At 60.2% G+C, this 25912-nt stretch carries 22 protein-coding genes; 5 read left to right on the top strand and 17 right to left on the bottom strand.

Annotation, left to right across the window (positions count from 1 at the left end):
• The 12 genes from nuoC to J3P81_RS15310 all read right to left on the bottom strand — a co-directional run bounded on the left by nuoC (window position 1) and on the right by J3P81_RS15310 (window position 14238).
• Window positions 1-1782: an NADH-quinone oxidoreductase subunit C/D gene (nuoC, locus tag J3P81_RS15365; protein ID WP_434559593.1), complete on the bottom strand. Its 1782-nt coding sequence runs from the start codon at window positions 1780-1782 to the stop codon at window positions 1-3.
• Between the two features lie 72 nt (window positions 1783-1854).
• A complete protein-coding gene (locus tag J3P81_RS15360; RefSeq protein ID WP_039592874.1) occupies window positions 1855-2529 on the bottom strand; it encodes a NuoB/complex I 20 kDa subunit family protein in 675 nt (224 codons plus the stop codon).
• Between the two features lie 10 nt (window positions 2530-2539).
• Window positions 2540-2953, bottom strand: coding sequence for an NADH-quinone oxidoreductase subunit A (locus J3P81_RS15355; protein WP_030141323.1), 414 nt, complete (start codon window positions 2951-2953; stop codon window positions 2540-2542).
• Between the two features lie 662 nt (window positions 2954-3615).
• On the bottom strand, window positions 3616-4941 hold the full coding sequence (gene aceA / locus J3P81_RS15350; RefSeq protein ID WP_018925513.1) for an isocitrate lyase: 1326 nt from the start codon (window positions 4939-4941) through the stop codon (window positions 3616-3618).
• A 456-nt stretch (window positions 4942-5397) separates the two neighbouring features.
• Window positions 5398-6159 (bottom strand): secretin N-terminal domain-containing protein, encoded by a 762-nt coding sequence (locus tag J3P81_RS15345; RefSeq protein WP_434559591.1) that lies wholly within the window; start codon window positions 6157-6159, stop codon window positions 5398-5400.
• 240 nt (window positions 6160-6399) lie between these two features.
• Window positions 6400-6825 (bottom strand): GNAT family N-acetyltransferase, encoded by a 426-nt coding sequence (locus tag J3P81_RS15340; RefSeq protein ID WP_420765869.1) that lies wholly within the window; start codon window positions 6823-6825, stop codon window positions 6400-6402.
• A complete protein-coding gene (locus J3P81_RS15335) occupies window positions 6818-7984 on the bottom strand; it encodes a JmjC domain-containing protein (RefSeq protein WP_420765870.1) in 1167 nt (388 codons plus the stop codon). The genes J3P81_RS15340 and J3P81_RS15335 overlap by 8 nt, the downstream gene beginning before the upstream one ends.
• Window positions 7985-8068: 84 nt before the next feature.
• Window positions 8069-9439 carry an adenylosuccinate lyase gene (gene purB / locus J3P81_RS15330; RefSeq protein ID WP_420765871.1) on the bottom strand — a complete coding sequence of 457 codons (1371 nt, stop codon included), beginning with the start codon at window positions 9437-9439 and terminating at the stop codon, window positions 8069-8071.
• 124 nt (window positions 9440-9563) lie between these two features.
• Window positions 9564-10187 (bottom strand): high frequency lysogenization protein HflD, encoded by a 624-nt coding sequence (gene hflD, locus J3P81_RS15325; protein WP_039592880.1) that lies wholly within the window; start codon window positions 10185-10187, stop codon window positions 9564-9566.
• The gene (gene mnmA, locus J3P81_RS15320) at window positions 10184-11308 is read right to left on the bottom strand and encodes a tRNA 2-thiouridine(34) synthase MnmA (protein WP_434559589.1); all 1125 of its coding nucleotides are present in this window, start codon (window positions 11306-11308) and stop codon (window positions 10184-10186) included. The genes hflD and mnmA overlap by 4 nt, the downstream gene beginning before the upstream one ends.
• A gap of 59 nt (window positions 11309-11367) precedes the next feature.
• Window positions 11368-11814, bottom strand: coding sequence for an NUDIX hydrolase (locus tag J3P81_RS15315; protein WP_420765873.1), 447 nt, complete (start codon window positions 11812-11814; stop codon window positions 11368-11370).
• 198 nt (window positions 11815-12012) lie between these two features.
• Window positions 12013-14238 (bottom strand): NADP-dependent isocitrate dehydrogenase, encoded by a 2226-nt coding sequence (locus tag J3P81_RS15310; RefSeq protein WP_420765874.1) that lies wholly within the window; start codon window positions 14236-14238, stop codon window positions 12013-12015.
• Between the two features lie 480 nt (window positions 14239-14718).
• On the opposite strand from J3P81_RS15310, the gene icd reads away from it, so the two are divergent.
• Window positions 14719-15975: an NADP-dependent isocitrate dehydrogenase gene (icd, locus tag J3P81_RS15305; protein ID WP_030141334.1), complete on the top strand. Its 1257-nt coding sequence runs from the start codon at window positions 14719-14721 to the stop codon at window positions 15973-15975.
• Between the two features lie 73 nt (window positions 15976-16048).
• On the opposite strand, the gene cspD is transcribed toward icd, so the two are convergent.
• The gene (gene cspD, locus J3P81_RS15300; RefSeq protein ID WP_434559587.1) at window positions 16049-16363 is read right to left on the bottom strand and encodes a cold shock domain-containing protein CspD; all 315 of its coding nucleotides are present in this window, start codon (window positions 16361-16363) and stop codon (window positions 16049-16051) included.
• A 227-nt stretch (window positions 16364-16590) separates the two neighbouring features.
• Between cspD and clpS the strand changes: the two genes are divergently transcribed.
• Window positions 16591-16953 (top strand): ATP-dependent Clp protease adapter ClpS, encoded by a 363-nt coding sequence (gene clpS / locus J3P81_RS15295; RefSeq protein ID WP_030141336.1) that lies wholly within the window; start codon window positions 16591-16593, stop codon window positions 16951-16953.
• A 29-nt stretch (window positions 16954-16982) separates the two neighbouring features.
• Window positions 16983-19253, top strand: coding sequence for an ATP-dependent Clp protease ATP-binding subunit ClpA (gene clpA, locus J3P81_RS15290; RefSeq protein ID WP_305495539.1), 2271 nt, complete (start codon window positions 16983-16985; stop codon window positions 19251-19253).
• 237 nt (window positions 19254-19490) lie between these two features.
• On the opposite strand, the gene infA is transcribed toward clpA, so the two are convergent.
• From infA to trxB, 4 genes are all read right to left on the bottom strand, one after another.
• The gene (gene infA, locus J3P81_RS15285) at window positions 19491-19709 is read right to left on the bottom strand and encodes a translation initiation factor IF-1 (RefSeq protein ID WP_002553999.1); all 219 of its coding nucleotides are present in this window, start codon (window positions 19707-19709) and stop codon (window positions 19491-19493) included.
• A gap of 157 nt (window positions 19710-19866) precedes the next feature.
• A complete protein-coding gene (locus tag J3P81_RS15280; protein WP_420765876.1) occupies window positions 19867-20574 on the bottom strand; it encodes an arginyltransferase in 708 nt (235 codons plus the stop codon).
• Window positions 20575-20630: 56 nt separating this feature from the next.
• The gene (aat, locus tag J3P81_RS15275) at window positions 20631-21311 is read right to left on the bottom strand and encodes a leucyl/phenylalanyl-tRNA--protein transferase (protein WP_434559585.1); all 681 of its coding nucleotides are present in this window, start codon (window positions 21309-21311) and stop codon (window positions 20631-20633) included.
• Window positions 21312-21380: 69 nt separating this feature from the next.
• Entirely contained in the window at window positions 21381-22340 is a 960-nt protein-coding gene (gene trxB / locus J3P81_RS15270; protein ID WP_434559583.1) for a thioredoxin-disulfide reductase, read from the bottom strand.
• A gap of 319 nt (window positions 22341-22659) precedes the next feature.
• On the opposite strand from trxB, the gene J3P81_RS15265 reads away from it, so the two are divergent.
• Both J3P81_RS15265 and lolA read left to right on the top strand, forming a co-directional pair.
• Window positions 22660-25068: a DNA translocase FtsK gene (locus tag J3P81_RS15265; protein ID WP_420765879.1), complete on the top strand. Its 2409-nt coding sequence runs from the start codon at window positions 22660-22662 to the stop codon at window positions 25066-25068.
• A gap of 58 nt (window positions 25069-25126) precedes the next feature.
• Window positions 25127-25750, top strand: coding sequence for an outer membrane lipoprotein chaperone LolA (gene lolA, locus J3P81_RS15260; RefSeq protein WP_420765880.1), 624 nt, complete (start codon window positions 25127-25129; stop codon window positions 25748-25750).
• Window positions 25751-25912 lie beyond the last annotated feature (162 nt).

The raw sequence follows: 25912 nt of genomic DNA, 5'->3' as shown, positions 1-25912 counted from the left end.
TTAGCGGTCCACGTCGGCCATAACGAAATCGATACTACCCAGGTACGCGATCAAGTCCGCGACCATGCTGCCTTTGATCACCGAAGGGATCTGCTGCAGGTGCGGGTAGCTTGGGGTGCGAATCCGGGTGCGGTAGCTCATGGTGCCGCCGTCGCTCGTCAGGTAATAACTGTTGATGCCCTTGGTCGCTTCGATCATCTGGAAGGATTCGTTGGCCGGCATGACCGGGCCCCACGAAACTTGCAGGAAGTGGGTGATCAGGGTCTCGATGTGTTGCAGCGTGCGTTCTTTCGGTGGCGGCGTGGTCAGCGGGTGGTCCGCCTTGTACGGGCCTTCCGGCATGTTGCGCATGCACTGCTCGATGATCTTGACGCTCTGGCGCATTTCCTCGACGCGAACCATGCAGCGGTCATAGGCGTCACCGTGAGTCGCCAGCGGGACTTCGAACTCGAAGTTCTCGTAGCCGGAATACGGGCGCGCCTTGCGCAGGTCGAAGTCCAGGCCGGTGGCGCGCAGGTTCGGGCCGGTAACGCCCCATTCCAGCGCTTCCTTGGTGTTGTAGGCGGCCACGCCTTCGGTTCGGCCGCGCAGGATGCTGTTCTTCAGGGCGGCCTTGGTGTATTCGTCCAGGCGCTTGGGCATCCACTCGACGAAATCCTTGACCAGCTTTTCCCAGCCGCGCGGCAGGTCGTGGGCCACGCCGCCGATGCGGTACCAGGCCGGGTGCAGGCGGAAACCGGTGACGGCTTCGATGACGGTGTAGGCTTTCTGGCGGTCGGTGAACGTGAAGAACACCGGCGTCATCGCGCCCACGTCCTGGATGTAGGTGCCCAGGAACAGCAGGTGGCTGGTGATACGGAAGAACTCGGCCATCATGATGCGAATCACGTTGACACGGTCCGGCACCGTGATGCCCGCCAGTTTTTCCACCGACAGGACGTACGGCAGGTTGTTCATTACCCCGCCAAGGTAGTCGATGCGATCGGTGTAGGGGATGTAGCTGTGCCAGGACTGGCGCTCACCCATTTTCTCGGCGCCACGGTGGTGGTAGCCGATGTCCGGAACGCAATCGACGATCTCTTCGCCGTCCAGCTGCAGGATGATGCGGAACGCACCGTGGGCCGAAGGGTGGTTCGGGCCCAGGTTGAGGAACATGTAGTCCTCGTTGGCACCGGAACGCTTCATCCCCCAGTCTTCAGGCTTGAAGCGCGCGGACTCTTCTTCGAGTTGCTGCTTGGCCAGGGTCAGGCTGTACGGGTCGAACTCCGTGGCACGGGCCGGGAAGTCCTTGCGCAGCGGGTGACCTTCCCAGGTCGGCGGCATCATGATGCGCGTCAGGTGCGGGTGGCCGGGGAAATCGATGCCGAACATGTCCCAGACTTCACGCTCGTACCAGTTGGCGTTCGGCCAGATGCCGGTCACGGTCGGCACGCTGAGGTCGCTTTCGGACAAGGCGACCTTGATCATTACGTCACTATTACGCTCCACCGACAACAGGTGGTAGAACACGGTGAAATCGGCACCAGGCAAGCCCTGGCGCTTGGTGCGCAGACGCTCGTCCACGCCATGCAGGTCATAGAGCATGACGTACGGCTTGGGCAGGTTGCGCAGGAAGGTCAGGACTTCGATCAGCTTGGCGCGGGCAACCCAAAGCACCGGCATGCCGGTGCGGGTCGACTGGAGCGTGAACGCCTCTGCGCCAAAACGGTTGTTCAGTTCGACGACCACATCCTGGTCGTCTGCCTTGTAAGGCGGGATGTACAGAGCACTGCCTGTAGTCATGGTTATTTATCGCTTTCGGTCAACGTAAAGAATGAAGCCAGGTTCTCGTTTCTTCTACAGAGCAGAGCTGGATCAGACTTCGTCGGGGCTGCGCAGATTCGTGACTGCGATTCGCTGTTCGCGGCGCTGTTCCTTTTGCGACGGCATGTCGGCGCGATAGACGCCTTGATCACCGACGACCCAGGACAGTGGACGACGCTCCTGGCCGATGGATTCCTGCAGCAGCATCAAGCCTTGCAGGAACGCTTCGGGGCGGGGCGGGCAGCCGGGCACGTAGACATCCACGGGGAGGAATTTGTCGACCCCCTGGACCACGGAGTAAATGTCATACATGCCGCCGGAGTTGGCACAGGCGCCCATGGAAATGACCCACTTGGGTTCCAGCATCTGTTCGTACAGGCGCTGGATGATGGGGGCCATTTTCAGGAACGGCGTACCGGCGATAACCATGAAATCCGCCTGGCGCGGCGATGCCCGGATCACTTCGGCGCCAAAGCGCGCGATGTCGTGGGGCGCCGTGAAGGCGGTGGTCATTTCCACGTAGCAGCACGAAAGGCCGAAGTTGTACGGCCAAAGGGAGTTCTTGCGACCCCAGTTGACCGTGCTGTTCAGCACGTCTTCGAGCTTGCCCATGAAGATGTTCTTGTGGACTTGATCTTCTAACGGATCGGCGACGGTTTCCCGCTTGCCGATCGGATACTGCTCGTTAGGAGCATCGGGGTCGATCCTGGTGAGATTGTATTGCATTGCCAAAGCCTCATTGTTTCAGCTTCGCTTGCCGCTTGCGCCGAGCTTCCGGAGCCCAATCAAGAGCTCCCACCCGGTAAAGGTAGACAAGACCTGCCAACAGAATTGCTATGAAAACGAGAGCTTCGACGAATCCGGTCCAGCCGCTTTCGCGGACGGACACAGACCAGGCAAAGAGAAAAAGGGCTTCGATATCGAAGATCACGAAGAGCATCGCGACCAGATAGAATTTGGCTGAGAGCCGCAAGCGGGCGCCACCGGTAGGCAGCATGCCGGACTCGAACGGTTCATTCTTGCTGCGGCCCCAGGCTTTTGACCCGAGCAGGCTCGACACGCCGAGCATGAAGGCACACAGGCCGACGACGCCCAGAAGGAAAATGGCAAAGCCCCAATTGTGGGCCATGAGTCCTGTCGCTTCGGGCATGCTGGAAATCCTTAACAGAGAGCAAAGGTCTCTGAGCTTCAAAAAGAAATAACGCAGTGACGATATGTCGCAGCAATCAATCGCGGTGATTTTATGGCTAAACACCGGGCAAGTAAAATTCCAATGGCGAAATTATTTATTGGGATAAGGACATAGTACGTCTCCACGGCCCCGCAGCCCCGGCCCCATGGGGATTGGCTGTTGATACCTCAAAAGAATTTCGTTTCATATGTAACAATGAAAGCGCCTTCAAATGATAATTATTACTGTTTGGCTGCGCGGCACCGCAGGTAGTCGATGCAACAACTGAGAACTTGTCTTATATAGCCGTGATGGCAGTTGTCAGCGCTGGCCGTTTTACTCTTTTTCTGACTGCCCGATACTGCGTTCGATCAATTTTTTTGCTTTTCCTGTGGGGCGCTTCCTTAAGGCTTGTCTGGATCCCTGTGGCGAGGGAGCTTGCTCCCGCTTGAGTGCGAAGCGCTCACAAAAAGGCTGCTGCGCAGCCAGCGGGAGCAAGCTCCCTCGCCACAAAATCCTTTCATGTGACGACATTGCTGCCAAAGCATAGGCAAAAAAAAGCCCCGAACCAGTCGGGGCTTCAAATCGTCGGCTTTGCGGTTAGCTTTTATTCGGTCCGCAAGGGCCGTTTACGCGATAGATCAGTGGAACTGCTCTTCTTCGGTCGACCCGGTCAGCGCGGTCACGGACGAGGTGCCGCCCTGGATCACGGTGGTCATGTCGTCGAAGTAGCCGGTGCCGACTTCCTGCTGGTGGGCCACAAAGGTGTAGCCTTTGGCGGCGTCAGCGAATTCCTGCTCTTGCAGCTTCACGTAGGCGGTCATGTCGTTGCGGGCGTAGTCGTGCGCCAGGTTGAACATGCTGTGCCACATGTTGTGGATGCCAGCCAGGGTGATGAACTGGTGCTTGTAGCCCATGGCGGACAGTTCGCGCTGGAACTTGGCGATGGTCGCGTCGTCCAGGTTCTTCTTCCAGTTGAAGGAAGGCGAGCAGTTGTACGACAGCAGTTGGTCCGGGTATTCCTTCTTGATCGCTTCGGCGAAGCGACGGGCTTCGTCCAGGTCCGGCTTGGCGGTTTCGCACCAGATCAGGTCGGCGTACGGGGCGTAGGCCAGGCCGCGGGCGATGGCCTGGTCGAGGCCAGCGCGTACTTTGTAAAAGCCTTCCTGGGTACGGGTGCCGGTGACGAACGGCTGGTCGTACGGGTCGCAGTCCGAGGTCAGCAGGTCAGCGGCGTTCGCGTCGGTACGGGCCAGGATGATGGTCGGTACGCCAGCAACGTCGGCCGCCAGGCGAGCGGCGGTCAGCTTCTGTACGGCTTCCTGGGTAGGAACCAGTACCTTGCCGCCCATGTGGCCGCATTTCTTCACCGAGGCCAATTGGTCTTCGAAGTGAACGCCGGCGGCACCGGCCTCGATCATGCTCTTCATCAGTTCGTAGGCGTTCAGTACGCCGCCGAAACCGGCTTCGGCATCAGCCACGATAGGTGCGAAGTAGTCGATGTAGCCTTCGTCGCCCGGGTTCTTGCCGGCTTTCCACTGGATCTGGTCGGCGCGACGGAACGAGTTGTTGATGCGCTTGACCACGGTTGGAACCGAGTCCACTGGATACAGCGACTGGTCAGGGTACATGGATTCGGCGGAGTTGTTGTCCGCGGCCACTTGCCAGCCCGACAGGTAGATCGCCTGGATACCGGCCTTGACTTGCTGCACAGCCTGGCCGCCAGTCAGGGCGCCCATGCAGTTGACGAAGTCTTTCTCGGGGCGGAAGGAAGGCTTGGCGCCCTGGGTGACCAGGTTCCACAGCTTCTCGGCGCCCATTTTCGCAAAGGTGTGTTCAGGTTGAACCGAACCACGCAGACGGACGACGTCAGCAGCGGAATAATTGCGCTTCACGCCTTTCCAGCGCGGGTTTTCAGCCCAGTCTTTTTCAAGGGCTGCAATTTGCTGTTCGCGTGTCAGTGCCATGGAGATAAACCTCGTCGCATAGGTCTGGGGTGGAAAATTCCTGCTCCTGCCGACCAGGGGTTGGCGTACAAGTCGGTTCAGGCGGGGAGGCGACGGGATGAACGATGGGCTCGAGGGGAAAGTGAGCAGGTAGAGGCGAACTGCGGGCGCATTCGGGCGTCGTGGGCCTTTATACGAACTCAGAGTGATGCCGGGTTACCTAGTTACGCTTCCGTCCCTCGGGACAACTTCGTTCCAGTCGCAACCTCGTCAAACACACCTTGTGGGCGGTACAGACACGAATCGGCTCGCAGGGTAGTTGCAAGCATCGACCCGAAGGCCCTTGCCAGGGCCCCTGATTAGCGGGAGCGAGGCCATCATGCCTTCGGTTTTTTGGCTCGTCAAACGTTTTGTAGTGCTTTTTTTCAAGCACTACATCTTTGGTCTAATACGACTCATCAGTCAGTTTTTGGTGCTTCAGTTCAGGGTGTCGACCTTCACCCGCAGAATCATGTCATCCCGGCCTTGGGTCGAGTAGCTGCGGGTCAGGCCTTGTTTGTCGGCTTGAGTCTGGCGATTTACCCCAGCGAGGGTGATCCATTCGCCGAGGCGCCCGCTGACGGTTGTGTCGGTGCTTTGCACGTTCACTACATCTGGACGTTCCTGGCTCATGCGGTCACGGTTGGTGCTGATACTCAGGTGAACGGTCTCGCCAGTGACACTGGCGGTGACATAAAAACCTTGGGTGACGTTGCGGTATTCGGTCTGGCTTTGCATGCGACCGTAGCCGTCGGTCTGGTTGCTGGTGAATGGCACGCTCTGACCGACCTGGATGAGCGCCGGCTGGCCTTCGCTGGCCTGGATCTGCTGCACGCCGCCCTCACGGCTGGCGGTGCTGCGGTTGATGATGCGCGTCTGGCTGGGCGCGGCGCCGTTGATCGAGTAGCCCTGGTCACCTTGCAGGTTGTTCTCGTTGGTGTCGACGGTGATCAGCAAGCGCTTGGGAGCGGTGTCCAGCTGCGCCAGGAATTGGCGGAGTTCTTCGATCTTGCCCGGTTCGGCATTCACGATCAGTTGGTTGCCGTAGGCGCTTACCTGGCCATCCTTGCCGAGGAAATTCTGTGCCACCGGCAGTAGATCCGCGCTGGTGCGGTAGTTCAGCGGTACGATTTCGGTTGCGGCCATGACTGACAGGCTGCAGCCGAGCAGCAGGGTGGTCAGCAAGGTGCGTAGGGACATGTCCATTTCTCCGCGAGACAAAGGCTAGATATTGCCAGTTTGTCGGCCCCGGGTGGGGCAAGTTGAATGGTAGACGGCAAAACGCCCCGGCATCGGTGGATGGCGGGGCGTTTTGTGGATGGCTTTAGGGCCTCATCGCGAGCAAGCTCGCTCCCACATGGGGCCGCGGGTGTACGCGATTCACAGGTTCACCGCTGGCCCTGTGGGAGTGAGCTTGCTCGCGATGGCCGCGCCGGGGTTTCAGGCCGAGCGCCGCACCATGTCCACATGGGGAATGCCGGCCTCGAGGAATTCCTCGCTGACCACCGCAAACCCCAGTCGCTCATAGAACGGCGTGGCATGGACCTGGGCGCTGAGCATCTGCTGTTGCAATCCGCGTCTCTCGGCCTCGGCGATCACTGCATGCATCAACGCATCGCCGACCTTCAGGCCGCGCCAGTCCTTGAGGACCGAGACGCGACCGATATGGCCGTCAGTCAGCAGCCGCGCGGTACCGATGGGGAAGTCGCCTTCGAAGGCCAGGAAATGCACGGCGTCCTGGTCATCCGAATCCCACTCCAGCTCTGGGGGGACGGATTGCTCGGCAATGAACACTGTTTCACGAATGCGCCGGATCTCGGCGTTATCCTTTTGCCAGTCTGCGACACGAACGTGAATTTTATTCATCGGCGAACCCCAGGCTGCCTTGTTTGACCAATTCGTGGATAAGGCCGCGGCCTTCTTCATCGTCCAGCCATGGGCCGAGGTTTTCGATGTGCAGCGCGTCGGCGGCGCAGATCATCTTCAGCAGGTCCCGCAGCTTGCCCGGCAGATAACGGCTCTGGCCGCTGGCGAACAGTAGCAGGTCGTCATCGACTTCCGACCAGGCCAGGCGCGCGCTCGGGTTGCGGATGATCACGGCGCCTTGTTCCAGGCCAGCCAGCAGATCGTCTTCTTCCAGCTCCGGGCCTACCACCAGTTCCGGGTAGCGGGGTTCGGTCATGAACTGGCCGAACCAGGTCAGCAGCAAGCGCTCATCGCTCATGTGCTCGGCCAGAAGGCCTTTGAGGCGGTCCAGGGCGTCGTGCTGGATCTGGTGCGGGTCCGCGACGGGGCGTGCGTCGGCGTCGGTGTAACGCTCTTCGTCCGGCAAGAACTGGCTGAGGAAGTCGGTGAAATGGGTGAGCACTTCGGCCGCGCTCGGCGCTCGGAAGCCGACCGAGTAGGTCATGCAGTCATCCACGGCGACACCGCAGTGGGCCAGGCGCGGTGGCAAGTAGAGCATGTCGCCGGGTTCCAGGGTCCACTCGTCGGTGGCCTCGAAATCGGCGAGGATGCGCAGGTCCGCATGGGGCAGCAGCGGGCTTTCGGAGTCGCACATCTGGCCGATCTTCCAGTTGCGCTTGCCATGGCCTTGCAACAGGAAAACGTCGTAGTTGTCGAAGTGCGGACCGACACCGCCACCCGGGGCGGCGAAGCTGATCATCACGTCGTCGATGCGCCAGCTCGGCAGGAAGCGGAAATGCTCCAGCAGCTCGCTGACTTCGGGGACGAACTGGTCGACCGCCTGCACCAGCAGCGTCCACTCGCGCTCCGGCAGCTTGCTGAATTCATCTTCGGCGAACGGGCCGCGACGCAACTCCCAGGGACGCTCGCCGTGCTCAATCACCAGGCGCGATTCAACCTCTTCTTCCAGCGCAAGGCCGGCCAGTTCGTCGGCATCGATCGGGCTTTCGAAGTCAGGAATCGCCTGGCGGATCAGCAGGGGTTTCTTCTGCCAGTAATCGCGCAGGAACTCCCGTGCCGTGATGCCGCCCAGGAGTTGCAGTGGAATGTCAGGATTCATGTGTAACCTATTGAAAAAATATACTTTTCAGACGCGAATAAAAACGCCCGGCGCGGCCGGGCGTCTCAAAGGTAAAGCGATGTGTCAGATGCGCTTGGCTTGTGCCGCCGCGTTGCCGATGTAGCTGGCCGGGGTCAGCTTCTTCAGCTCGGCCTTGGCTTCGGCAGGCATGTCCAGGCCATCGATGAAAGTCTGCAGCGCTTCAGGGCTGATGCCCTTGCCACGGGTCAGCTCTTTGAGCTTCTCGTACGGGTTTTCGATGTTGTAGCGACGCATCACGGTCTGGATCGGCTCGGCCAGGACTTCCCAGCAGGCGTCCAGGTCGGCGGCGATCTTCTGCTCGTTCAGTTCCAGCTTGCCGATGCCCTTGAGGCTGGCCTCGTAGGCGATGACGCTGTGGGCAAACCCTACCCCCAGGTTGCGCAGCACGGTGGAGTCGGTCAGGTCGCGCTGCCAGCGGGAAATCGGCAGCTTACTCGCCAGGTGCTGGAACAGCGCGTTGGCGATGCCCAGGTTGCCTTCGGAGTTTTCGAAATCGATCGGGTTGACCTTGTGCGGCATGGTCGAGGAACCGATCTCGCCGGCGATGGTGCGCTGCTTGAAGTAACCCAGGGAGATGTAGCCCCAGATATCGCGGTCGAAGTCGATCAGGATGGTGTTGAAGCGTGCGATCGCATCGAACAGCTCGGCGATGTAGTCGTGCGGTTCGATCTGGGTGGTGTACGGGTTGAAGCTCAGACCCAGTTCGTCTTCGATGAAGGCGCGGGCGTTGGCTTCCCAGTCGATGTCCGGGTAGGCCGACAGGTGGGCGTTGTAGTTGCCCACGGCGCCGTTGATCTTGCCCAGCAGGGGCACGGCGGCTACCTGGGTGATCTGGCGCTCCAGGCGGTAGACGACGTTTGCCAACTCCTTGCCCAGGGTGGTCGGCGAAGCCGGTTGACCATGGGTGCGCGACAGCATCGGCACGTCGGCGAAGCGGATCGCCAGCTCGCGAATGGCCTGGGCGATCTGGCGCATCAGAGGCAGCAGCACATCGTCACGGCCTTCGCGCAGCATCAGGGCGTGGGACAGGTTGTTGATGTCCTCGCTGGTGCAGGCGAAGTGGATGAACTCACTGACGTTGGCCAGTTCCGGCAGCTTGGCCGCCTGCTCCTTGAGCAGGTACTCGATGGCCTTGACGTCGTGGTTGGTGGTGCGCTCGATCTCTTTGACGCGCTCAGCGTGCTCCAGGGCGAAATTGTCGGCCAGAGCGTTCAGCACTGCGTTGGCTTCGGCGGAAAAGGCCGGAACTTCACCAATGCCAGGGTGGGCGGCCAGGCGCTGGAGCCAGCGCACTTCAACCAGGACACGGGCACGGATCAGGCCGTACTCGCTGAAAATAGGGCGCAGGGCCTGGGTTTTGCCGGCGTAGCGGCCGTCTACAGGGGAAACCGCAGTGAGCGAAGAGAGCTGCATGGGGTGTTCTCGGACAGTCGGGCAACGAAATGGGGCGCGTATCATACATGAAAATCAGCGCCGGTCCGTCGCCAACTGACCGGCGTGTTACGCGTAAAGAGGTACAAAAGCAGGTCGAGGCGACTTATTCGTTGCGCATCAACGGGTAAAGCTCTTTCAATAATTTGCGTCGGCTGATCACCAGTTGCCAACGATGGCCGCCCAGCTGCCGCCACAGCCGTGCCGAGCGGATCCCGGCGAGCAGCAGGGCGCGGATCTTCGAGGCGTTGCTCGGTTGCTGCAGGTTGCGCATGTCGCCATGCACCTGGATGCGCTGGCGCAGCGTGCTCAAGGTGTCCTGGTACAGCGCGCCGCATGCGGCGATCACGTTTTCGTGGGACGGGCCGAAATGCTCGACCTGGGATTGGATCTGCGGCAAACGATTGCCGATGGTTTCCAGCAGGTCGTCACGCTTGGCCAACTGGCGCTCCAGGCCCAGCATCGACAGGGCGTAGCGCAGCGGTTCGCGTTGCAGGGCGCTGGGGTCGCGCTCCAGGGCGCCGATCAAGGCGCGGTAGCCTTCGCGCAGGTTCAAGTCGTCGCCACCGTAGACCTCCAGGGTGTCCTTGGGGTCGCGTACCAGCAGGCTGCCGAGCATGCAGCCCAGGCCGGCCTCGGTGGCCTGGCCGGTCTTGGCGATCCGGTCCACCAGCACGGCGGCCAGGAAGACGCCGCCCAGCGCCGTCAGTTGTTCCTGGATTGGCGTCATGCCTTGCTGCTCCATGGCTCGGCGACTTCGATCACGCCGCCGCCCAGGCAGATTTCGCCGTCGTAGAACACCACCGACTGGCCGGGCGTGACCGCGCGCTGCGGGTCATCGAAGGTGGCGCGGTAGCCTGTGGCGGTTTTTTCCAGGGTGCAGCCCTGGTCGCTCTGGCGATAGCGAACCTTGGCCGTCAGGCGGCGCGGTTCACTGAGGTCGATCGGGTTGACCCAATAGATGTCCGAGGCGAGCAGGGCACCGGAGAACAGCCACGGGTGGTCGTTACCCTGGCCAACGATCAGCTCGTTGTGCTCCAGGTCCTTGACCAGCACGTACCACGGCTCTTCGCCGGCGTCCTTCAAACCGCCGATGCCCAGGCCCTGGCGCTGGCCGATGGTGTGGTACATCAGGCCATGGTGGCGGCCGATGACCTCGCCTTCGGTCGTCTTGATCTCGCCCGGCTGCGCCGGCAGGTATTGCTTGAGGAAGTCGCTGAAACGGCGCTCGCCAATGAAGCAGATCCCGGTGGAGTCCTTTTTCTTGGCGGTGGCGAGTTGGTGCTTCTCGGCGATCGCGCGTACTTCGGGCTTTTCCAGTTCGCCGACCGGGAACAGGGTCTTGGCGATCTGCTCGCCGCCAACGGCATGCAGGAAGTAGCTCTGGTCCTTGTTCGGATCCAGGCCCTTGAGCAGTTCGGTACGGCCGTCGATGTCGCGGCGGCGCACGTAGTGGCCGGTGGCGATCAGGTCGGCGCCGAGCATCATGGCGTAGTCGAGGAACGCCTTGAACTTGATTTCGCGGTTGCAAAGGATGTCCGGGTTCGGTGTGCGACCTGCCTTGTATTCGGCTAGGAAATGCTCGAACACGTTGTCCCAGTACTCGGCGGCGAAATTCGCGGTGTGCAGCTTGATGCCGATCTTGTCGCACACGGCCTGGGCGTCCGCCAGGTCGTCCATGGCGGTGCAGTATTCGGTTCCGTCGTCTTCTTCCCAGTTCTTCATGAACAGGCCTTCCACCTCATAACCCTGCTCGATCAGCAGAAGGGCGGAAACGGAAGAGTCCACGCCACCGGACATGCCGACGATGACGCGTTGCTTTGGGGTGTTCGAAGAGGCTGGATCACGCATAGGAATTCAATGAGTGTCTTGAAAAAGGACGCGATTCTATCAGGCCCGGGCGCGCAAGGCTAAAGAGAAGGGCGGATAAGCTCCAGGCTATGGCGATGGCCGGCCAGGTAATCGTCGATGCAACGGATGATGAGCTCGCTGCGCCAGCGGTCGCGCTGCTCGAGCAGTTCGTCGCGGGTCAGCCATTTGGCGCCTAGGATGCCATCGTCCAGTTGATACTCGGGGTGGTGTTTCAGGGCCTTGGCGGCGAAGCAGACCCGCTGGTAGGTCACGCCGTTGCTGGGGGCGGTGTACAGATAGATGCCTGTTACGCTGGTGGGCTCTACGTCCCAGCCGGTTTCTTCCAGGGTTTCGCGCACGGCGGCCTCGATCAGTGTTTCGTTCGGATCCAGGTGGCCGGCGGGCTGGTTGAGCACGGCGCGCCCGCCCTTGGATTCCTCGACCATCAAGAAGCGGCCGTTGTCTTCGACAATGGTGGCGACGGTGATGTGGGGGTTCCAGTCCATGGGGGCCTCGTTTGTTAGATGAAGTACAGATCACTGTGGGAGCGAGCCTGCTCGCGAAAGCGGTGTATGGCTCAGTATCAATGTTGAATGGTATATCGCTTTCGCGAGCAGGCTCGCTCCCACAGGGGATTGTTTTCAGGGAAGGTAGAAACACAAACCCCGGCACAAGGCCGGGGTTTGTGGTGCTTGCTTACAACCTTACACCAGCGCAGCAATCGCCGCGTTGAAGGTGGCGCTTGGGCGCATGGCCTTGCTGGTCAGCTCGGGGTTGGCGAAGTAGTAGCCGCCGATGTCCACGGGCTTGCCTTGCACGGCATTGAGTTCGGCAACGATTTTTTCTTCGTTGTCGGTCAAGGTCTTGGCCAGGGTGGTGAATTGCGCCTTGAGGGCTGCGTCGTCATCCTGAGCGGCCAGTGCCTGGGCCCAGAACAGGGTCAGGTAGAAGTGGCTGCCGCGGTTGTCGATGCCGCCGACCTTGCGCGAAGGCGACTTGTTGCGGTCCAGGAACTCACCAGTCGCCTGGTCGAGGGTCTTGGCCAGCACCAGCGCCTTGGGGTTGTTGTAGGTCACGCCCAGGTGTTCCAGGGACGCGGCCAGGGCGAGGAACTCGCCCAGGGAATCCCAGCGCAGGAAGTTTTCTTCCAGCAGTTGCTGCACGTGCTTGGGTGCCGAGCCGCCGGCGCCGGTTTCGAACAGGCCACCGCCGTTCATCAGCGGCACGATCGACAGCATCTTGGCGCTGGTGCCCAGTTCCATGATCGGGAACAGGTCAGTCAGGTAGTCGCGCAGTACGTTGCCGGTCACCGAAATGGTGTCCTTGCCTTCGCGGGTGCGAGCCAGGGTGAACTTCATCGCGTCGACAGGCGACATGATGCGGATGTCCAGGCCGCTGGTGTCGTGGTCCTTCAGGTAGGCCTGGACCTTCTCGATCATCACGCCGTCGTGGGCGCGCATCGGGTCGAGCCAGAAGATCGCCGGGGTGGCGCTGGCGCGGGCACGGTTGACGGCCAGCTTGACCCAATCCTGGATCGGCGCGTCCTTGGTCTGGCACATGCGGAAGATATCGCCAGCCTCAACGGTCTGCTCCAACAGGGTTTGACCGTTGTTGTCCGAAACACGAACCACACCGTCAGCCTTGATCTGGAAGGTCTTGTCGTGGGAGCCATACTCTTCGGCTTTCTTGGCCATCAGGCCAACGTTCGGCACGCTGCCCATGGTGGTTGGGTCGAAGGCGCCGTGTTGCTTGCAATCTTCGATCACCGCTTGGTAGATGGTGGCGTAGCAGCGATCCGGGATCACAGCCTTGGTGTCGTGCAGTTGGCCGTCGGTGCCCCACATCTTGCCGGAGTCACGGATCATGGCAGGCATCGAGGCGTCGACGATGACGTCGCTCGGTACGTGCAGGTTGGTGATGCCCTTGTCGGAGTTGACCATCGCCAGCGCCGGACGAACGGCGTAGACCGCCTGAATGTCGGCTTCGATCTGGGCCTGCTGCTCGGCCGGCAGGGCCTTGATGCGCGCGTACAGGTCGCCGATGCCGTTGTTCAGGTTGAAGCCGATCTGCTCCAGCACCTCGGCGTGCTTGGCCAGCGCGTCTTTATAGTACTCGGCGACGATCTGACCGAACATGATCGGGTCGGAGACCTTCATCATGGTCGCCTTCAGGTGGACCGACAGCAGGACGCCTTTTTGCTTGGCGTCTTCGATTTCAGCGGCGATGAAGTTGCGCAGGGCGTTTTTGCTCATCACGGCGCAATCGAGGATCTCACCGGCTTGTACGGTGGTTTTTTCCTTGAGGACAGTGGCAGTGCCGTCCTTGGCGATCAGCTCGATCTTCACGGTGCCCGCGGCGTCGATCAGGGCGGCTTTTTCGCTGCCGTAGAAATCGCCGGCGCTCATGTGAGCGACGTGGGACTTGGAGTCGGCAGCCCAGGCGCCCATTTTATGCGGGTGCTTGCGAGCATAATTCTTGACCGACAGCGGCGCGCGGCGGTCGGAGTTGCCTTCGCGCAGGACCGGGTTCACGGCGCTGCCCTTGACCTTGTCGTAACGGGCGCGAGCGTCTTTCTCGGCGTCGGTGGTCACGGTTTCCGGGTAGTCCGGCAGTGCGTAGCCCTGGGCCTGCAATTCCTTGATCGCGGCCTGCAGTTGCGGCACCGAGGCGCTGATGTTCGGCAGCTTGATGATGTTGGCTTCAGGCGTGACGGCCAGGTCGCCCAATTCGGCGAGGTGGTCGGCTACGGCTTTGTCACCCAGTTGCTCGGGGAAGCTGGCCAGGATGCGTCCTGCGAGGGAGATATCGCGGGTCTCCACGGCGATATCGGCCGAAGCGGTGAAGGCTTCGACGATCGGCAGCAGCGAATAGGTGGCGAGGGCAGGCGCTTCGTCGGTGAAGGTATAGATGATCTTCGAGCGGGTGGGCATATTCGGATTAACTCTCTTCTTTGCTAAAGCATGCGCAGAAACTCGAGGGGCGCCGGGTAAGCGCGTTCGTTCAAAGTCATCCGTGAGCCGAATGTCGAGGTTTCTTCGCGGTGATGTTGGGTGCATCAGTCGAGCGTCAAGCGGTCGGGCCGCGGTAACGGTCCGGCTTTAAAGTGGCGGAAAGTCTCGTGATAGAGCCGTCAGCCGTCGTGACCCTGTGGTCAGCGGCGGCATTATACATAGGTAGCTGGCGATCTGCCGACGGTTCATAGACTTCCGTACACGTCCATTGGTCTAAACGTCGCAGGCCGGGGAGTTGGACTATGCTCGAATTTGGCGCTTTTCCCTTGGTTTTCAGGCTTGTACGCGGCGAACTTGATTAAATTGCCGGGGATGGGCCGAACGTAGGGTTTGCGTGCCGATACAACTGGGGTACGCTCGAACGCAGCCAGATGTTCAATCCAAGCAATGGAGTTCAGCATGGGGTATCAAAAGATTCAGGTTCCAGCCGTCGGCGACAAAATCACCGTCAATGCAGACCATTCTCTTAATGTTCCCGACAATCCGATCATCCCTTTCATTGAAGGCGACGGCATTGGCGTTGATATCAGCCCGGTCATGATCAAGGTGGTGGACGCCGCGGTCGAAAAGGCCTACGGCGGCAAGCGCAAGATTTCCTGGATGGAAGTTTATGCGGGCGAAAAAGCGACCCAGGTCTACGACCAGGACACCTGGCTACCCCAGGAAACCCTGGACGCGGTCAAGGATTACGTGGTTTCCATCAAGGGCCCGCTGACCACGCCGGTCGGTGGCGGTATCCGCTCGCTGAACGTTGCATTGCGCCAGCAGCTTGACCTGTATGTCTGCCTTCGCCCGGTGCGCTGGTTTGAAGGCGTCCCGAGTCCGGTCAAGAAACCGGGGGATGTGGACATGACCATCTTCCGCGAGAACTCCGAGGACATCTACGCCGGTATCGAGTGGAAGGCCGGTTCGGCCGAAGCCACCAAGGTGATCAAGTTCCTCAAAGAGGAAATGGGCGTCACCAAGATCCGTTTCGACGAAGATTGCGGCATCGGCGTCAAGCCGGTCTCCAAGCAGGGCACCAAGCGCCTGGCACGCAAGGCCTTGCAATATGTCGTCGACAATGACCGCGATTCGCTGACTATCGTGCACAAAGGCAACATCATGAAGTTCACCGAAGGTGCCTTCAAGGAATGGGCCTACGAGGTGGCGGCCGAAGAGTTCGGCGCGACCCTGCTCGACGGCGGCCCGTGGATGCAGTTCAAGAATCCGAAGACCGGGAAGAATGTCGTGGTTAAGGACGCCATCGCCGACGCCATGCTCCAGCAGATCCTGCTGCGCCCGGCCGAATACGACGTGATCGCGACCCTGAACCTCAACGGCGACTACCTCTCCGATGCCCTGGCGGCTGAAGTAGGCGGTATCGGTATCGCGCCGGGCGCCAACCTGTCCGACACCGTGGCAATGTTCGAGGCCACCCACGGCACCGCGCCTAAATATGCGGGCAAGGACCAGGTCAACCCGGGGTCGTTGATCCTCTCGGCGGAAATGATGCTGCGCCACATGGGGTGGACCGAGGCGGCCGACCTGATCATCAAGGGCACCAACGGCGCAATTTCGGCCAAGACCGTGACCTATGACTTCGAACGCCTGATGGACGGTGCCAAGCTGGTGTCGTCTTCCGGTTTCGGCGATGCGCTGATTTCCCATATGTAAGCGAAGCCTGAACACAAAAATGCCCGGTTCGAGTGATCGAAACCGGGCATTTTTTATGGGTTGGGGCCGGGCTTTAGTGGTCTTCGGTTACCCGCGGCTTGAGGCGGACCTTGATCGGTGCTGGCTTTACGCTGGCCTCGGTGCTGTTGGGGTCGACGTCCACGGCAACCGGGCAAATCTCAACGGCATGTGTACCCTTTGGCCCTTGTATCATGCAGAACGTCACCGGCTGACCTGCCTTCAGGGTTTTATAACCTTCCATCTGGATCACAGAGTAGTGAGCGAAGAGGTCTTCGTCCTTCCCGTCTTGGATAATAAAACCATAGCCCTTGGCGTTGTTGAACCACTTGACCTTTCCCTTGACTCGCATACTGGTGGTACCTGACATACCATTTTCCCTCTGCAACACACCCCGGCAACGGAGTATCATCCTGATCATCCGCTGTCGATCAAATAAGAAATCGGATTGACTTTGCGGACCTTTTTAACCCACGGTGGGCTCTATTGGTTGTAACACCGATTCACCGTTAGTCAAGGTGATCGGGCGGTAGCGGTTGAAATCGCTCGCAAGCGGCCCCATCACTGTATTTGCCAACTAAACGAACCTTTCTTTCCATGCATGCAATCAGCCAGATTCGACTAACATTCAATCAGGATCGCCCGGATCAACATGATGACGATTCAGCGGGCATTGCTGTTCAGGAATCAAAGCCCGCTTTACAGGCTCCACCGATGTACAAGGTGGTTTTGTTCAACGATGACTACACACCGATGGATTTCGTCGTCGAAGTGCTCGAGGTGTTTTTTAACCTGAATCGCGAGCTGGCGACCAAGGTCATGCTGGCCGTTCATACAGAGGGACGGGCAGTATGTGGTGTGTTTACCCGCGACATTGCGGAGACCAAGGCCATGCAGGTCAACCAGTACGCCCGGGAAAGCCAGCATCCGCTACTCTGTGAAATCGAGAAGGACGGTTAACGCCGACCACTTGGGTATGAGGTGAAGCCATGTTAAACCGCGAGCTCGAAGTCACCCTCAATCTTGCCTTCAAGGAGGCTCGTTCGAAGCGTCATGAATTCATGACCGTCGAGCACCTGCTGTTGGCCCTATTGGATAACGAGGCTGCCGCCACCGTTTTGCGTGCCTGCGGCGCGAACCTCGACAAACTCAAGCATGACCTGCAGGAGTTCATCGACTCCACCACGCCACTGATCCCCGTCCACGACGAGGATCGCGAAACCCAGCCAACCCTGGGATTCCAGCGTGTGCTGCAGCGTGCTGTCTTTCATGTGCAGAGCTCGGGCAAGCGCGAAGTCACCGGCGCCAACGTGCTGGTTGCCATTTTCAGCGAGCAGGAAAGCCAAGCGGTGTTCCTGCTCAAGCAACAGAGCGTTGCGCGTATCGATGTCGTCAACTACATCGCCCATGGCATCTCGAAAGTGCCGGGGCATGGCGATCATTCCGAAGGTGAGCAGGACATGCAGGATGACGAGGGCGGCGAGTCTTCTTCATCAGGCAATCCGCTGGACGCGTATGCCAGCAATCTGAACGAACTGGCTCGCCAGGGCCGTATCGACCCGCTGGTCGGGCGCGAGGCGGAAGTCGAGCGCGTTGCGCAGATCCTGGCCCGGCGCCGCAAGAACAACCCATTGCTTGTAGGCGAAGCGGGCGTGGGCAAGACCGCGATCGCCGAAGGCCTGGCCAAGCGCATCGTCGATAACCAGGTGCCAGACCTGCTGGCCAACAGCGTGGTGTATTCCCTTGATCTGGGTGCCTTGCTGGCCGGTACCAAATACCGGGGTGACTTCGAGAAGCGCTTCAAGGCGTTGCTCGGCGAACTGAAAAAACGTCCGCAGGCGATCCTGTTCATCGACGAAATCCACACCATTATCGGTGCCGGGGCGGCGTCGGGCGGGGTCATGGATGCGTCCAACCTGCTCAAGCCGCTGTTGTCGTCAGGTGATATCCGTTGCATCGGCTCGACCACGTTCCAGGAATTCCGTGGGATTTTCGAGAAGGACCGTGCATTGGCCCGGCGTTTCCAGAAGGTCGACGTGTCGGAGCCTTCGGTGGAAGACACCATCGGTATCCTGCGTGGCCTGAAAGGGCGTTTCGAGTTGCACCACAGCATCGAATACAGTGACGAGGCATTGCGCGCTGCCGCCGAACTGGCGTCGCGCTACATCAACGATCGGCACATGCCGGACAAGGCCATCGATGTCATCGACGAGGCGGGCGCCTATCAGCGGCTGCAACCGGTGGAGAATCGAGTCAAGCGCATCGACGTGCCGCAAGTCGAGGACATCGTCGCGAAAATCGCGCGGATTCCGCCAAAACACGTCACCAGCTCCGACAAGGAATTGCTGCGTAACCTGGAGCGTGACCTGAAGCTGACGGTGTTCGGCCAGGATGCGGCCATCGACTCGCTGTCGACCGCGATCAAACTGTCCCGCGCGGGACTCAAGTCGCCGGACAAGCCGGTCGGTTCATTCCTGTTCGCCGGGCCTACTGGTGTCGGCAAGACCGAGGCGGCGCGGCAGTTGGCCAAGGCGCTGGGGATCGAGTTGGTGCGCTTCGACATGTCCGAGTACATGGAGCGTCATACCGTATCGCGTCTGATCGGTGCGCCTCCAGGCTATGTCGGTTTCGACCAGGGTGGTCTCTTGACCGAGGCAATCACCAAGCAGCCTCACTGCGTGCTGTTGCTCGATGAGATCGAGAAGGCGCATCCGGAAGTCTTCAACCTGCTGCTGCAGGTCATGGACCACGGTACGCTGACCGATAACAACGGGCGCAAGGCGGATTTCCGCAACGTGATCATCATCATGACCACGAACGCCGGTGCCGAAACCGCCGCGCGCGCTTCGATCGGTTTCACCCATCAGGACCACTCGTCCGATGCGATGGAAGTGATCAAGAAGAGCTTCACGCCTGAATTCCGCAACCGCCTGGACACCATTATCCAGTTTGGTCGCCTCAGTCATGAGGTCATCAAAAGCGTGGTGGACAAGTTCCTTACCGAACTCCAGGCGCAGCTCGAAGACAAGCGTGTGCTGTTGGAGGTCACCGATGCGGCGCGCAGCTGGCTGGCGGAAGGTGGTTACGATGTGACGATGGGCGCCCGGCCAATGGCTCGCTTGATTCAGGACAAGATCAAGCGTCCGCTGGCCGAGGAGATCCTGTTTGGCGAACTGGCCGAGCATGGCGGTGTGGTTCACATCGACATCAAGGACGGCGAGCTGACCTTCGACTTCGAAACCACGGCCGAGATGGCTTGATCGTTAGCTGCAGCAAAATAAAAAGGCGCCGAAAGGCGCCTTTTTGCTGTCCAGCCCAAATCCTTGTGGGAGCGAGCTTGCTCGCGATGGCGGAGGATCGGTCAACATCAATACCGACTGTGACGACGCTATCGCGAGCAGGCTCGCTTCCACAGGATCTGTGTAATGTGGATGGTTGGAGCAAAACCCAGGCAAACAAAAACGCCCGACATGAGCCGGGCGTTTTGTATTGACTTGTTAGCGAGCGCGGTAAGTGATGCGCCCTTTGCTCAAGTCATAGGGCGTCAGCTCGACGCGCACTTTGTCACCGGTAAGAATACGAATGTAGTTCTTGCGCATCTTGCCGGAGATATGCGCGGTTACGACGTGCCCATTTTCCAACTCCACACGAAACATGGTGTTGGGCAGGGTGTCGACGACAGTGCCTTCCATTTCGAAGCTGTCTTCTTTCGACATGCAGTAAAGCCCTCGGTATCCAGTGAATGGCCCGGTGCAACTGCGCCAGGCAAAAGCGGCGTGCATTGTGCCCGAAAAAGGGGGGGCAAGCCAAGGGGTTCTTAGGAGTAACTCAATGAATGCGGCGCATGGATAAGGCGCAAACTACGAGCGGCCCCTAGTTCAGGACAACCCACCGCTGGTTGATCAACAATTCAATGGGCCGATATTGGGTCTTGTAGTTCATTTTTTTGCAGTTCTTGATCCAGTAGCCCAGGTACACCGCTTCCAGGCCCAGGCGGCGGCATTCGTTGATCTGCCAAAGGATCGCGAACCGTCCCAGGCTGCGCTTTTCCTCGTTGGGCTCATAAAAGGTGTAGACCGCCGACAGGCCGTTGGGCAGCAGGTCGGTGACGGCGATGGCCACCAGCCGCCCGTCGAGGCGGAACTCATAGAAACGCGAGAACGGCAGGTCGCGCACCAGGAAGGTCGAGAATTGGTCCCGGCTGGGCGGGTACATGTCGCCATCGGCGTGGCGCTGTTCGATGTAGCGCTGGTACAGGTCGAAATATTCTTCGCTGAACTGCGGTTTGGCCGGGCGCACCTGCAAATCGGCGTTGCGCTTGAAAATACGCTTCTGCTGCCGGTTCGGGGTAAAGCGGGCCACGGGAATGCGCGCCGGCACGCACGCATTGCAATGCTGGCAATGGGGCCGGTAGAGGTGATCGCCGCTGCGACGAAACCCCATCTCCGACAGGTCTGCATAGACATGCACATCCATGGGCTGGCTGGGATCGAGGAACAGGGTCGTAGCCTGCTCCTCTGGCAGGTAGCTGCAAGAGTGAGGTTGAGTGGCATAAAACTTCAAGCGCGCCAACTCGGTCATGATCAACCCTCGGGATAAACTTCAATTCAAGTGTAAGCCAGGAGCGCGAATATCGCTCAGCAAACCCAGGTGGCATGGTTGGGTTGGTCCAGATGGGCCTTCAAGTAAGCCGCGAACTCGGTTCGCGGAATCGGCCGCGCGCCCAGGCTATGCAAGTGCTCGGTGGGCATCTGGCAGTCGATCAGGACGAAACCCGCCTCCTTGACGTGTTGGACCAGGGTTGCGAAGCCGAATTTCGACGCATTGTCGGCGCGACTGAACATGGACTCGCCAAAAAACAACTGACCCATTGCCAAGCCATACAGGCCGCCGACCAGCGTGCCTTGATCCCAGACTTCCACGGAATGGGCGAAGCCGCGTCGGTGCAGTTCCAGATAGGCGGTCTGCATGGCGTCGGTGATCCAGGTGCCATCGGCATAATCCCGGGGCGCGGCGCAAGCCTGGATGACCCCGGCGAAATCCCGGTCGAACGTCACTTCATAGCGCTGCTTGCGCAACAGCTTGCCCAGGCTGCGCGATACATGCAGCTCGTCGGGAAACAGTACCGTGCGCGGGTCCGGCGACCACCACAGGATCGGCTGGCCTTCGGAGAACCATGGAAAGCAGCCGTGGCGATAGGCCTGGATCAAGCGGTCGGCGGACAGGTCCCCGCCGGCGGCGAGCAGGCCGTTGGGGTCGCGCATGGCTTTTTCCAGTGGCGGAAAATCGAAAGTGTTGCGTTGTAACCAAGTCAGCATCGTTGTCCGGGCTTGCAGAAGGGGAGGGCGGGACTCCAGATCAGCCAGAGCCCGCCTAGAGGTTAACCGTCAAACGGCCGGGATGTCATCGAGATACTTCTCTGCGTCCAGGGCGGCCATGCAGCCGGCGCCGGCCGAAGTAATGGCCTGGCGATAGACATGATCGGCCACATCGCCAGCGGCAAACACGCCTTCGATGTCGGTGGCCGTGGCATTGCCGTCGCTGCCGCCGCGCACGATCAGGTAACCATCGCGCATCGTCAGTTGGCCCTGGAACAGGTCGGTATTGGGTTTGTGCCCGATGGCGATGAAGACGCCGGCCAGGGACAACGTGCTGGTTTCACCGGTCTCGCTGTGCCGCAGGCGCGCGCCGGTCACGCCGCTGGCATCGCCCAGGACCTCGTCCAGGTTCTGGTTCCAGTGCAAACGGATATTGCCATTGGCGGCTTTCTCGAAGAGTTTGTCTTGCAAGATCTTTTCGGAGCGCAACTTGTCCCGCCGGTGAATCAAATGCACCTCCTTGGCGATATTCGACAGGTACAGGGCTTCTTCCACGGCGGTGTTGCCGCCACCGACCACCGCCACCACCTGGTTTCGGTAGAAAAAACCATCGCAGGTCGCGCAGGCTGAAACACCTTTGCCGGCGAAGGTTTCCTCCGACGGCAGGCCGAGGTACTGGGCTGAGGCGCCGGTGGCGATGATCAGTGCGTCGCAGGTGTAGGTGCCGCTGTCACCGATCAATTCGAACGGACGTTGTTGCAACTTGGCGGTGTGAATATGGTCGTAGACGATCTGCGTGTCGAAGCGCTCGGCGTGCCGTTGCATGCGCTCCATCAGCACGGGGCCGGTCAGGCCTTCGACGTCGCCGGGCCAGTTATCGACTTCGACCGTGGTGGTGAGCTGGCCACCGGCCTGTATGCCGGTGATGACAACGGGTTTGAGGTTGGCACGGGCCGCATAGACAGCAGCGCTGTACCCTGCAGGGCCGGAACCGAGAATAATCAGGCGTGAATGCTTCGCTTCGCTCATAAAAACACCTCATAAGCCTTTGTCACAAAAGAGAATGCATGCTCAAATTGGCGCCCAAGACCCCCTGATCATGGCTATGCTGTCGCCAAGCGTGCGGGCAATGCCTTGGGCATGACAAACCCGTACAATGCTTGGGTTTTGAACGCAGGATGAGCAAAAGATCAAATCTTCAGCGACTCCTGTGGTTTTCCGGACGCATGCCACAGTGGTAAAAGTAGTACCGGTTGGGCACATTCACTTTTTTTACCTGCTCGTCATGGGCAGTTTTTCATAGTCATTCAACAGATGGACGCGCCTTGGGCGCAGGAAAAGAAGCGTTTTGAAGAAATCCACCGCAGCACCCAAGACAGTCGTTCCGCTCTGGCGCCAACAATTGCACTACCGGCTCAAGGAAGGTGCGTTGATCGCCATCGGTGCCTTGTGCCTGTTCCTGATGATGGCCTTGCTGACCTACGGCAAGGACGATCCGGGCTGGAGCCACAACAGCAAAATCGAAGACGTGCAGAATTTCGGCGGTCCGGCCGGTTCCTACAGCGCCGACATCCTGTTCATGGTGCTGGGCTATTTCGCCTATATCTTCCCGCTGCTGCTGGCGATCAAGACGTACCAGATATTCCGCCAGCGCCATGAGCCCTGGCAGTGGAGCGGCTGGCTGTTCTCCTGGCGCCTGATCGGCCTGGTCTTCCTGGTGCTGTCGGGAGCCGCGCTGGCCCATATTCATTTCCACGCCCCCACTGGCCTGCCCGCAGGGGCGGGTGGCGCACTGGGTGAAAGCCTCGGCGACCTGGCCCGCAATGCCCTGAACATCCAGGGCAGCACGCTGCTGTTCATCGCCTTGTTCCTGTTTGGCCTGACGGTGTTCACCGACCTGTCGTGGTTCAAGGTGATGGACGTCACCGGCAAGATCACCCTTGACCTCATTGAATTGATCCAGGGCGCGCTGAACCGTTGGTGGGCAGCGCGCAACGAACGCAAGCAACTGGTGGCGCAACTGCGTGAAGTCGACGACCGCGTCCATGACGTTGTGGCGCCGACGGTGACTGACAAACGCGAGCAGGCCAAGGTCAAGGAGCGCCTGATCGAACGCGAGCAGGCCCTGAGCAAGCACATGTCCGAGCGCGAAAAGCAGGTGCCGCCGGTCATCACCATGGCCCCGGCCAAGCCGCCGGAGCAAAGCAAGCGCGTGCAGAAAGAGAAACAGGCACCGCTGTTCGTCGACAGCGCGGTGGAAGGCACCTTGCCGCCGATCTCGATCCTCGACCCGGCCGAGAAGAAACAGCTCAACTATTCCCCCGAGTCCTTGGCGGCCGTCGGGCATTTGCTCGAAATCAAGCTCAAGGAGTTCGGTGTGGAGGTCTCGGTGGATTCGATCCACCCGGGCCCGGTCATCACCCGTTACGAAATCCAGCCGGCCGCCGGCGTGAAGGTCAGCCGTATCGCCAACCTGGCGAAGGACCTGGCGCGGTCCCTGGCCGTGACCAGCGTGCGGGTGGTGGAGGTGATTCCCGGCAAGACCACCGTGGGCATCGAGATTCCCAACGAAGACCGGCAGATTGTGCGCTTCTCCGAAGTACTGTCGACGCCGGAATATGACAACCACAAGTCGCCGGTCACCTTGGCCTTGGGTCACGACATCGGCGGCAAGCCGGTCATCACCGACCTGGCGAAAATGCCCCACCTGCTGGTGGCCGGTACCACCGGCTCCGGTAAGTCGGTGGGCGTGAACGCGATGATCCTTTCGATCCTGTTCAAGTCAGGCCCGGAAGACGCCAAGCTGATCATGATCGACCCGAAGATGCTCGAATTGTCGATCTACGAAGGCATCCCGCACCTGCTGTGCCCGGTGGTCACCGACATGAAGGACGCGGCCAACGCCTTGCGCTGGAGCGTTGCCGAGATGGAGCGCCGCTACAAGCTGATGGCGAAGATGGGCGTGCGCAACCTGTCGGGCTTCAACGCCAAGGTCAAGGAAGCCGAGGAAGCCGGTACACCGCTGAGCGACCCGCTGTATCACCGCGAAAGCATTCACGACGAAGCGCCGCTGCTGCATAAGCTGCCGACCATCGTCGTGGTGGTGGACGAATTCGCCGACATGATGATGATCGTCGGCAAGAAGGTCGAAGAACTGATCGCCCGTATCGCCCAGAAGGCCCGTGCGGCCGGTATCCACCTGATCCTCGCCACGCAGCGACCGTCGGTGGACGTGATCACGGGCCTGATCAAGGCCAACATCCCGACCCGCATGGCGTTCCAGGTGTCGAGCAAGATCGACTCGCGGACCATCATCGACCAGGGCGGCGCCGAGCAATTGCTGGGGCACGGTGACATGCTCTACATGCCGCCCGGCACCAGCCTGCCGATCCGTGTCCACGGCGCGTTCGTCTCCGACGATGAAGTACACCGCGTGGTGGAAGCCTGGAAATTGCGCGGCGCGCCTGAATACAACGACGACATCCTCAACGGTGTCGAAGAAGCAGGCAGCGGTTTTGAAGGCAGCAGCGGTGGAGGCGGTGATGATGACGCAGAGACCGACGCGCTTTATGACGAAGCGGTGCAGTTCGTGCTCGAAAGCCGCCGTGCCTCGATTTCCGCCGTGCAGCGCAAGCTGAAGATCGGCTACAACCGCGCCGCTCGCATGATCGAGGCCATGGAAATGGCTGGGGTCGTGACGGCCATGAACACCAACGGTTCGCGCGAAGTGCTCGCGCCTGGCCCGATGCGCGACTGATTACCCGGGCGACGTGACGATGCGTCGCTCGAACCCCCACGAATTCATGAGGACTCCCATGCGCCTGATTCGCATGTTGCTGTTGCCCGTACTGGCCTTGTCTACTTTTTCGGCCCACGCCGGCGAAAAGGACGTGGCCCGCCTGACCCAGTTGCTGGGCGGCTCCCAGACCCTGACTGCGCGTTTTTCCCAGTTGACCCTCGACGGCAGTGGCACCCAGCTGCAGGAAACCGCCGGTGAAATGGCCCTTCAACGTCCTGGCCTGTTCTATTGGCACACCGATGCTCCCGCCGAACAACTGATGGTTTCCGACGGCAAGAAAGTCTCGCTGTGGGACCCGGACCTGGAGCAGGTGACCATCAAGACTCTTGACCAGCGCCTGACCCAGACGCCAGCGTTGCTGCTGTCCGGTGACATCTCGGAGATCAGCCAGAGCTTCGACATTACCTCCAAGGAAGCCGGCGGGGTGATCGACTTCACCCTCAAGCCCAAGACCAAGGACAGCCTGTTCGACAGCCTGCGCCTGTCGTTCCGCAACGGCCTTGTCAACGACATGCAGCTGATCGACAGCGTTGGCCAGCGCACCAACATCCTGTTCACCGGGGTCAAGGCCAATACGCCGATCGCCGCGTCCAAGTTCAAGTTCGACATCCCCAAGGGTGCGGATGTGATCCAGGAATAACCCAATGGCCCTGTGGGAGCGAGCCTGCTCGCGATGGCGGCGGATCAGTTGGAATTGATGTAACTGACCCACCGCTATCGCGAGCAGGCTCGCTCCCACAATGGATTGTGGTGTTCAATCAACTAACTGATCGGCAACAGGACCCTGCGGAGGTTTTGTAGT

It is taken from the genome of Pseudomonas sp. R1-6 (assembly GCF_051132115.1).
Classification (GTDB): Bacteria; Pseudomonadota; Gammaproteobacteria; order Pseudomonadales; family Pseudomonadaceae; genus Aquipseudomonas.
The sequence above is the reverse complement of the archived record's forward strand: the minus strand, read 5'-3'. Positions and strand labels throughout refer to the sequence as shown.

What these genes read in the sequence shown, in the direction of transcription:
- nuoC (WP_434559593.1), bottom strand. Translation starts at nt 1,782, where the DNA reads ATGACTACAGGCAGTGCTCTGTACATCCCGCCTTACAAGGCAGACGAC.
- J3P81_RS15360 (WP_039592874.1), bottom strand. Translation starts at nt 2,529, where the DNA reads ATGCAATACAATCTCACCAGGATCGACCCCGATGCTCCTAACGAGCAG.
- J3P81_RS15355 (WP_030141323.1), bottom strand. Translation starts at nt 2,953, where the DNA reads ATGCCCGAAGCGACAGGACTCATGGCCCACAATTGGGGCTTTGCCATT.
- aceA (WP_018925513.1), bottom strand. Translation starts at nt 4,941, where the DNA reads ATGGCACTGACACGCGAACAGCAAATTGCAGCCCTTGAAAAAGACTGG.
- J3P81_RS15345 (WP_434559591.1), bottom strand. Translation starts at nt 6,159, where the DNA reads ATGTCCCTACGCACCTTGCTGACCACCCTGCTGCTCGGCTGCAGCCTG.
- J3P81_RS15340 (WP_420765869.1), bottom strand. Translation starts at nt 6,825, where the DNA reads ATGAATAAAATTCACGTTCGTGTCGCAGACTGGCAAAAGGATAACGCC.
- J3P81_RS15335 (WP_420765870.1), bottom strand. Translation starts at nt 7,984, where the DNA reads ATGAATCCTGACATTCCACTGCAACTCCTGGGCGGCATCACGGCACGG.
- purB (WP_420765871.1), bottom strand. Translation starts at nt 9,439, where the DNA reads ATGCAGCTCTCTTCGCTCACTGCGGTTTCCCCTGTAGACGGCCGCTAC.
- hflD (WP_039592880.1), bottom strand. Translation starts at nt 10,187, where the DNA reads ATGACGCCAATCCAGGAACAACTGACGGCGCTGGGCGGCGTCTTCCTG.
- mnmA (WP_434559589.1), bottom strand. Translation starts at nt 11,308, where the DNA reads ATGCGTGATCCAGCCTCTTCGAACACCCCAAAGCAACGCGTCATCGTC.
- J3P81_RS15315 (WP_420765873.1), bottom strand. Translation starts at nt 11,814, where the DNA reads ATGGACTGGAACCCCCACATCACCGTCGCCACCATTGTCGAAGACAAC.
- J3P81_RS15310 (WP_420765874.1), bottom strand. Translation starts at nt 14,238, where the DNA reads ATGCCCACCCGCTCGAAGATCATCTATACCTTCACCGACGAAGCGCCT.
- icd (WP_030141334.1), top strand. Translation starts at nt 14,719, where the DNA reads ATGGGGTATCAAAAGATTCAGGTTCCAGCCGTCGGCGACAAAATCACC.
- cspD (WP_434559587.1), bottom strand. Translation starts at nt 16,363, where the DNA reads ATGTCAGGTACCACCAGTATGCGAGTCAAGGGAAAGGTCAAGTGGTTC.
- clpS (WP_030141336.1), top strand. Translation starts at nt 16,591, where the DNA reads ATGCATGCAATCAGCCAGATTCGACTAACATTCAATCAGGATCGCCCG.
- clpA (WP_305495539.1), top strand. Translation starts at nt 16,983, where the DNA reads ATGTTAAACCGCGAGCTCGAAGTCACCCTCAATCTTGCCTTCAAGGAG.
- infA (WP_002553999.1), bottom strand. Translation starts at nt 19,709, where the DNA reads ATGTCGAAAGAAGACAGCTTCGAAATGGAAGGCACTGTCGTCGACACC.
- J3P81_RS15280 (WP_420765876.1), bottom strand. Translation starts at nt 20,574, where the DNA reads ATGACCGAGTTGGCGCGCTTGAAGTTTTATGCCACTCAACCTCACTCT.
- aat (WP_434559585.1), bottom strand. Translation starts at nt 21,311, where the DNA reads ATGCTGACTTGGTTACAACGCAACACTTTCGATTTTCCGCCACTGGAA.
- trxB (WP_434559583.1), bottom strand. Translation starts at nt 22,340, where the DNA reads ATGAGCGAAGCGAAGCATTCACGCCTGATTATTCTCGGTTCCGGCCCT.
- lolA (WP_420765880.1), top strand. Translation starts at nt 25,127, where the DNA reads ATGCGCCTGATTCGCATGTTGCTGTTGCCCGTACTGGCCTTGTCTACT.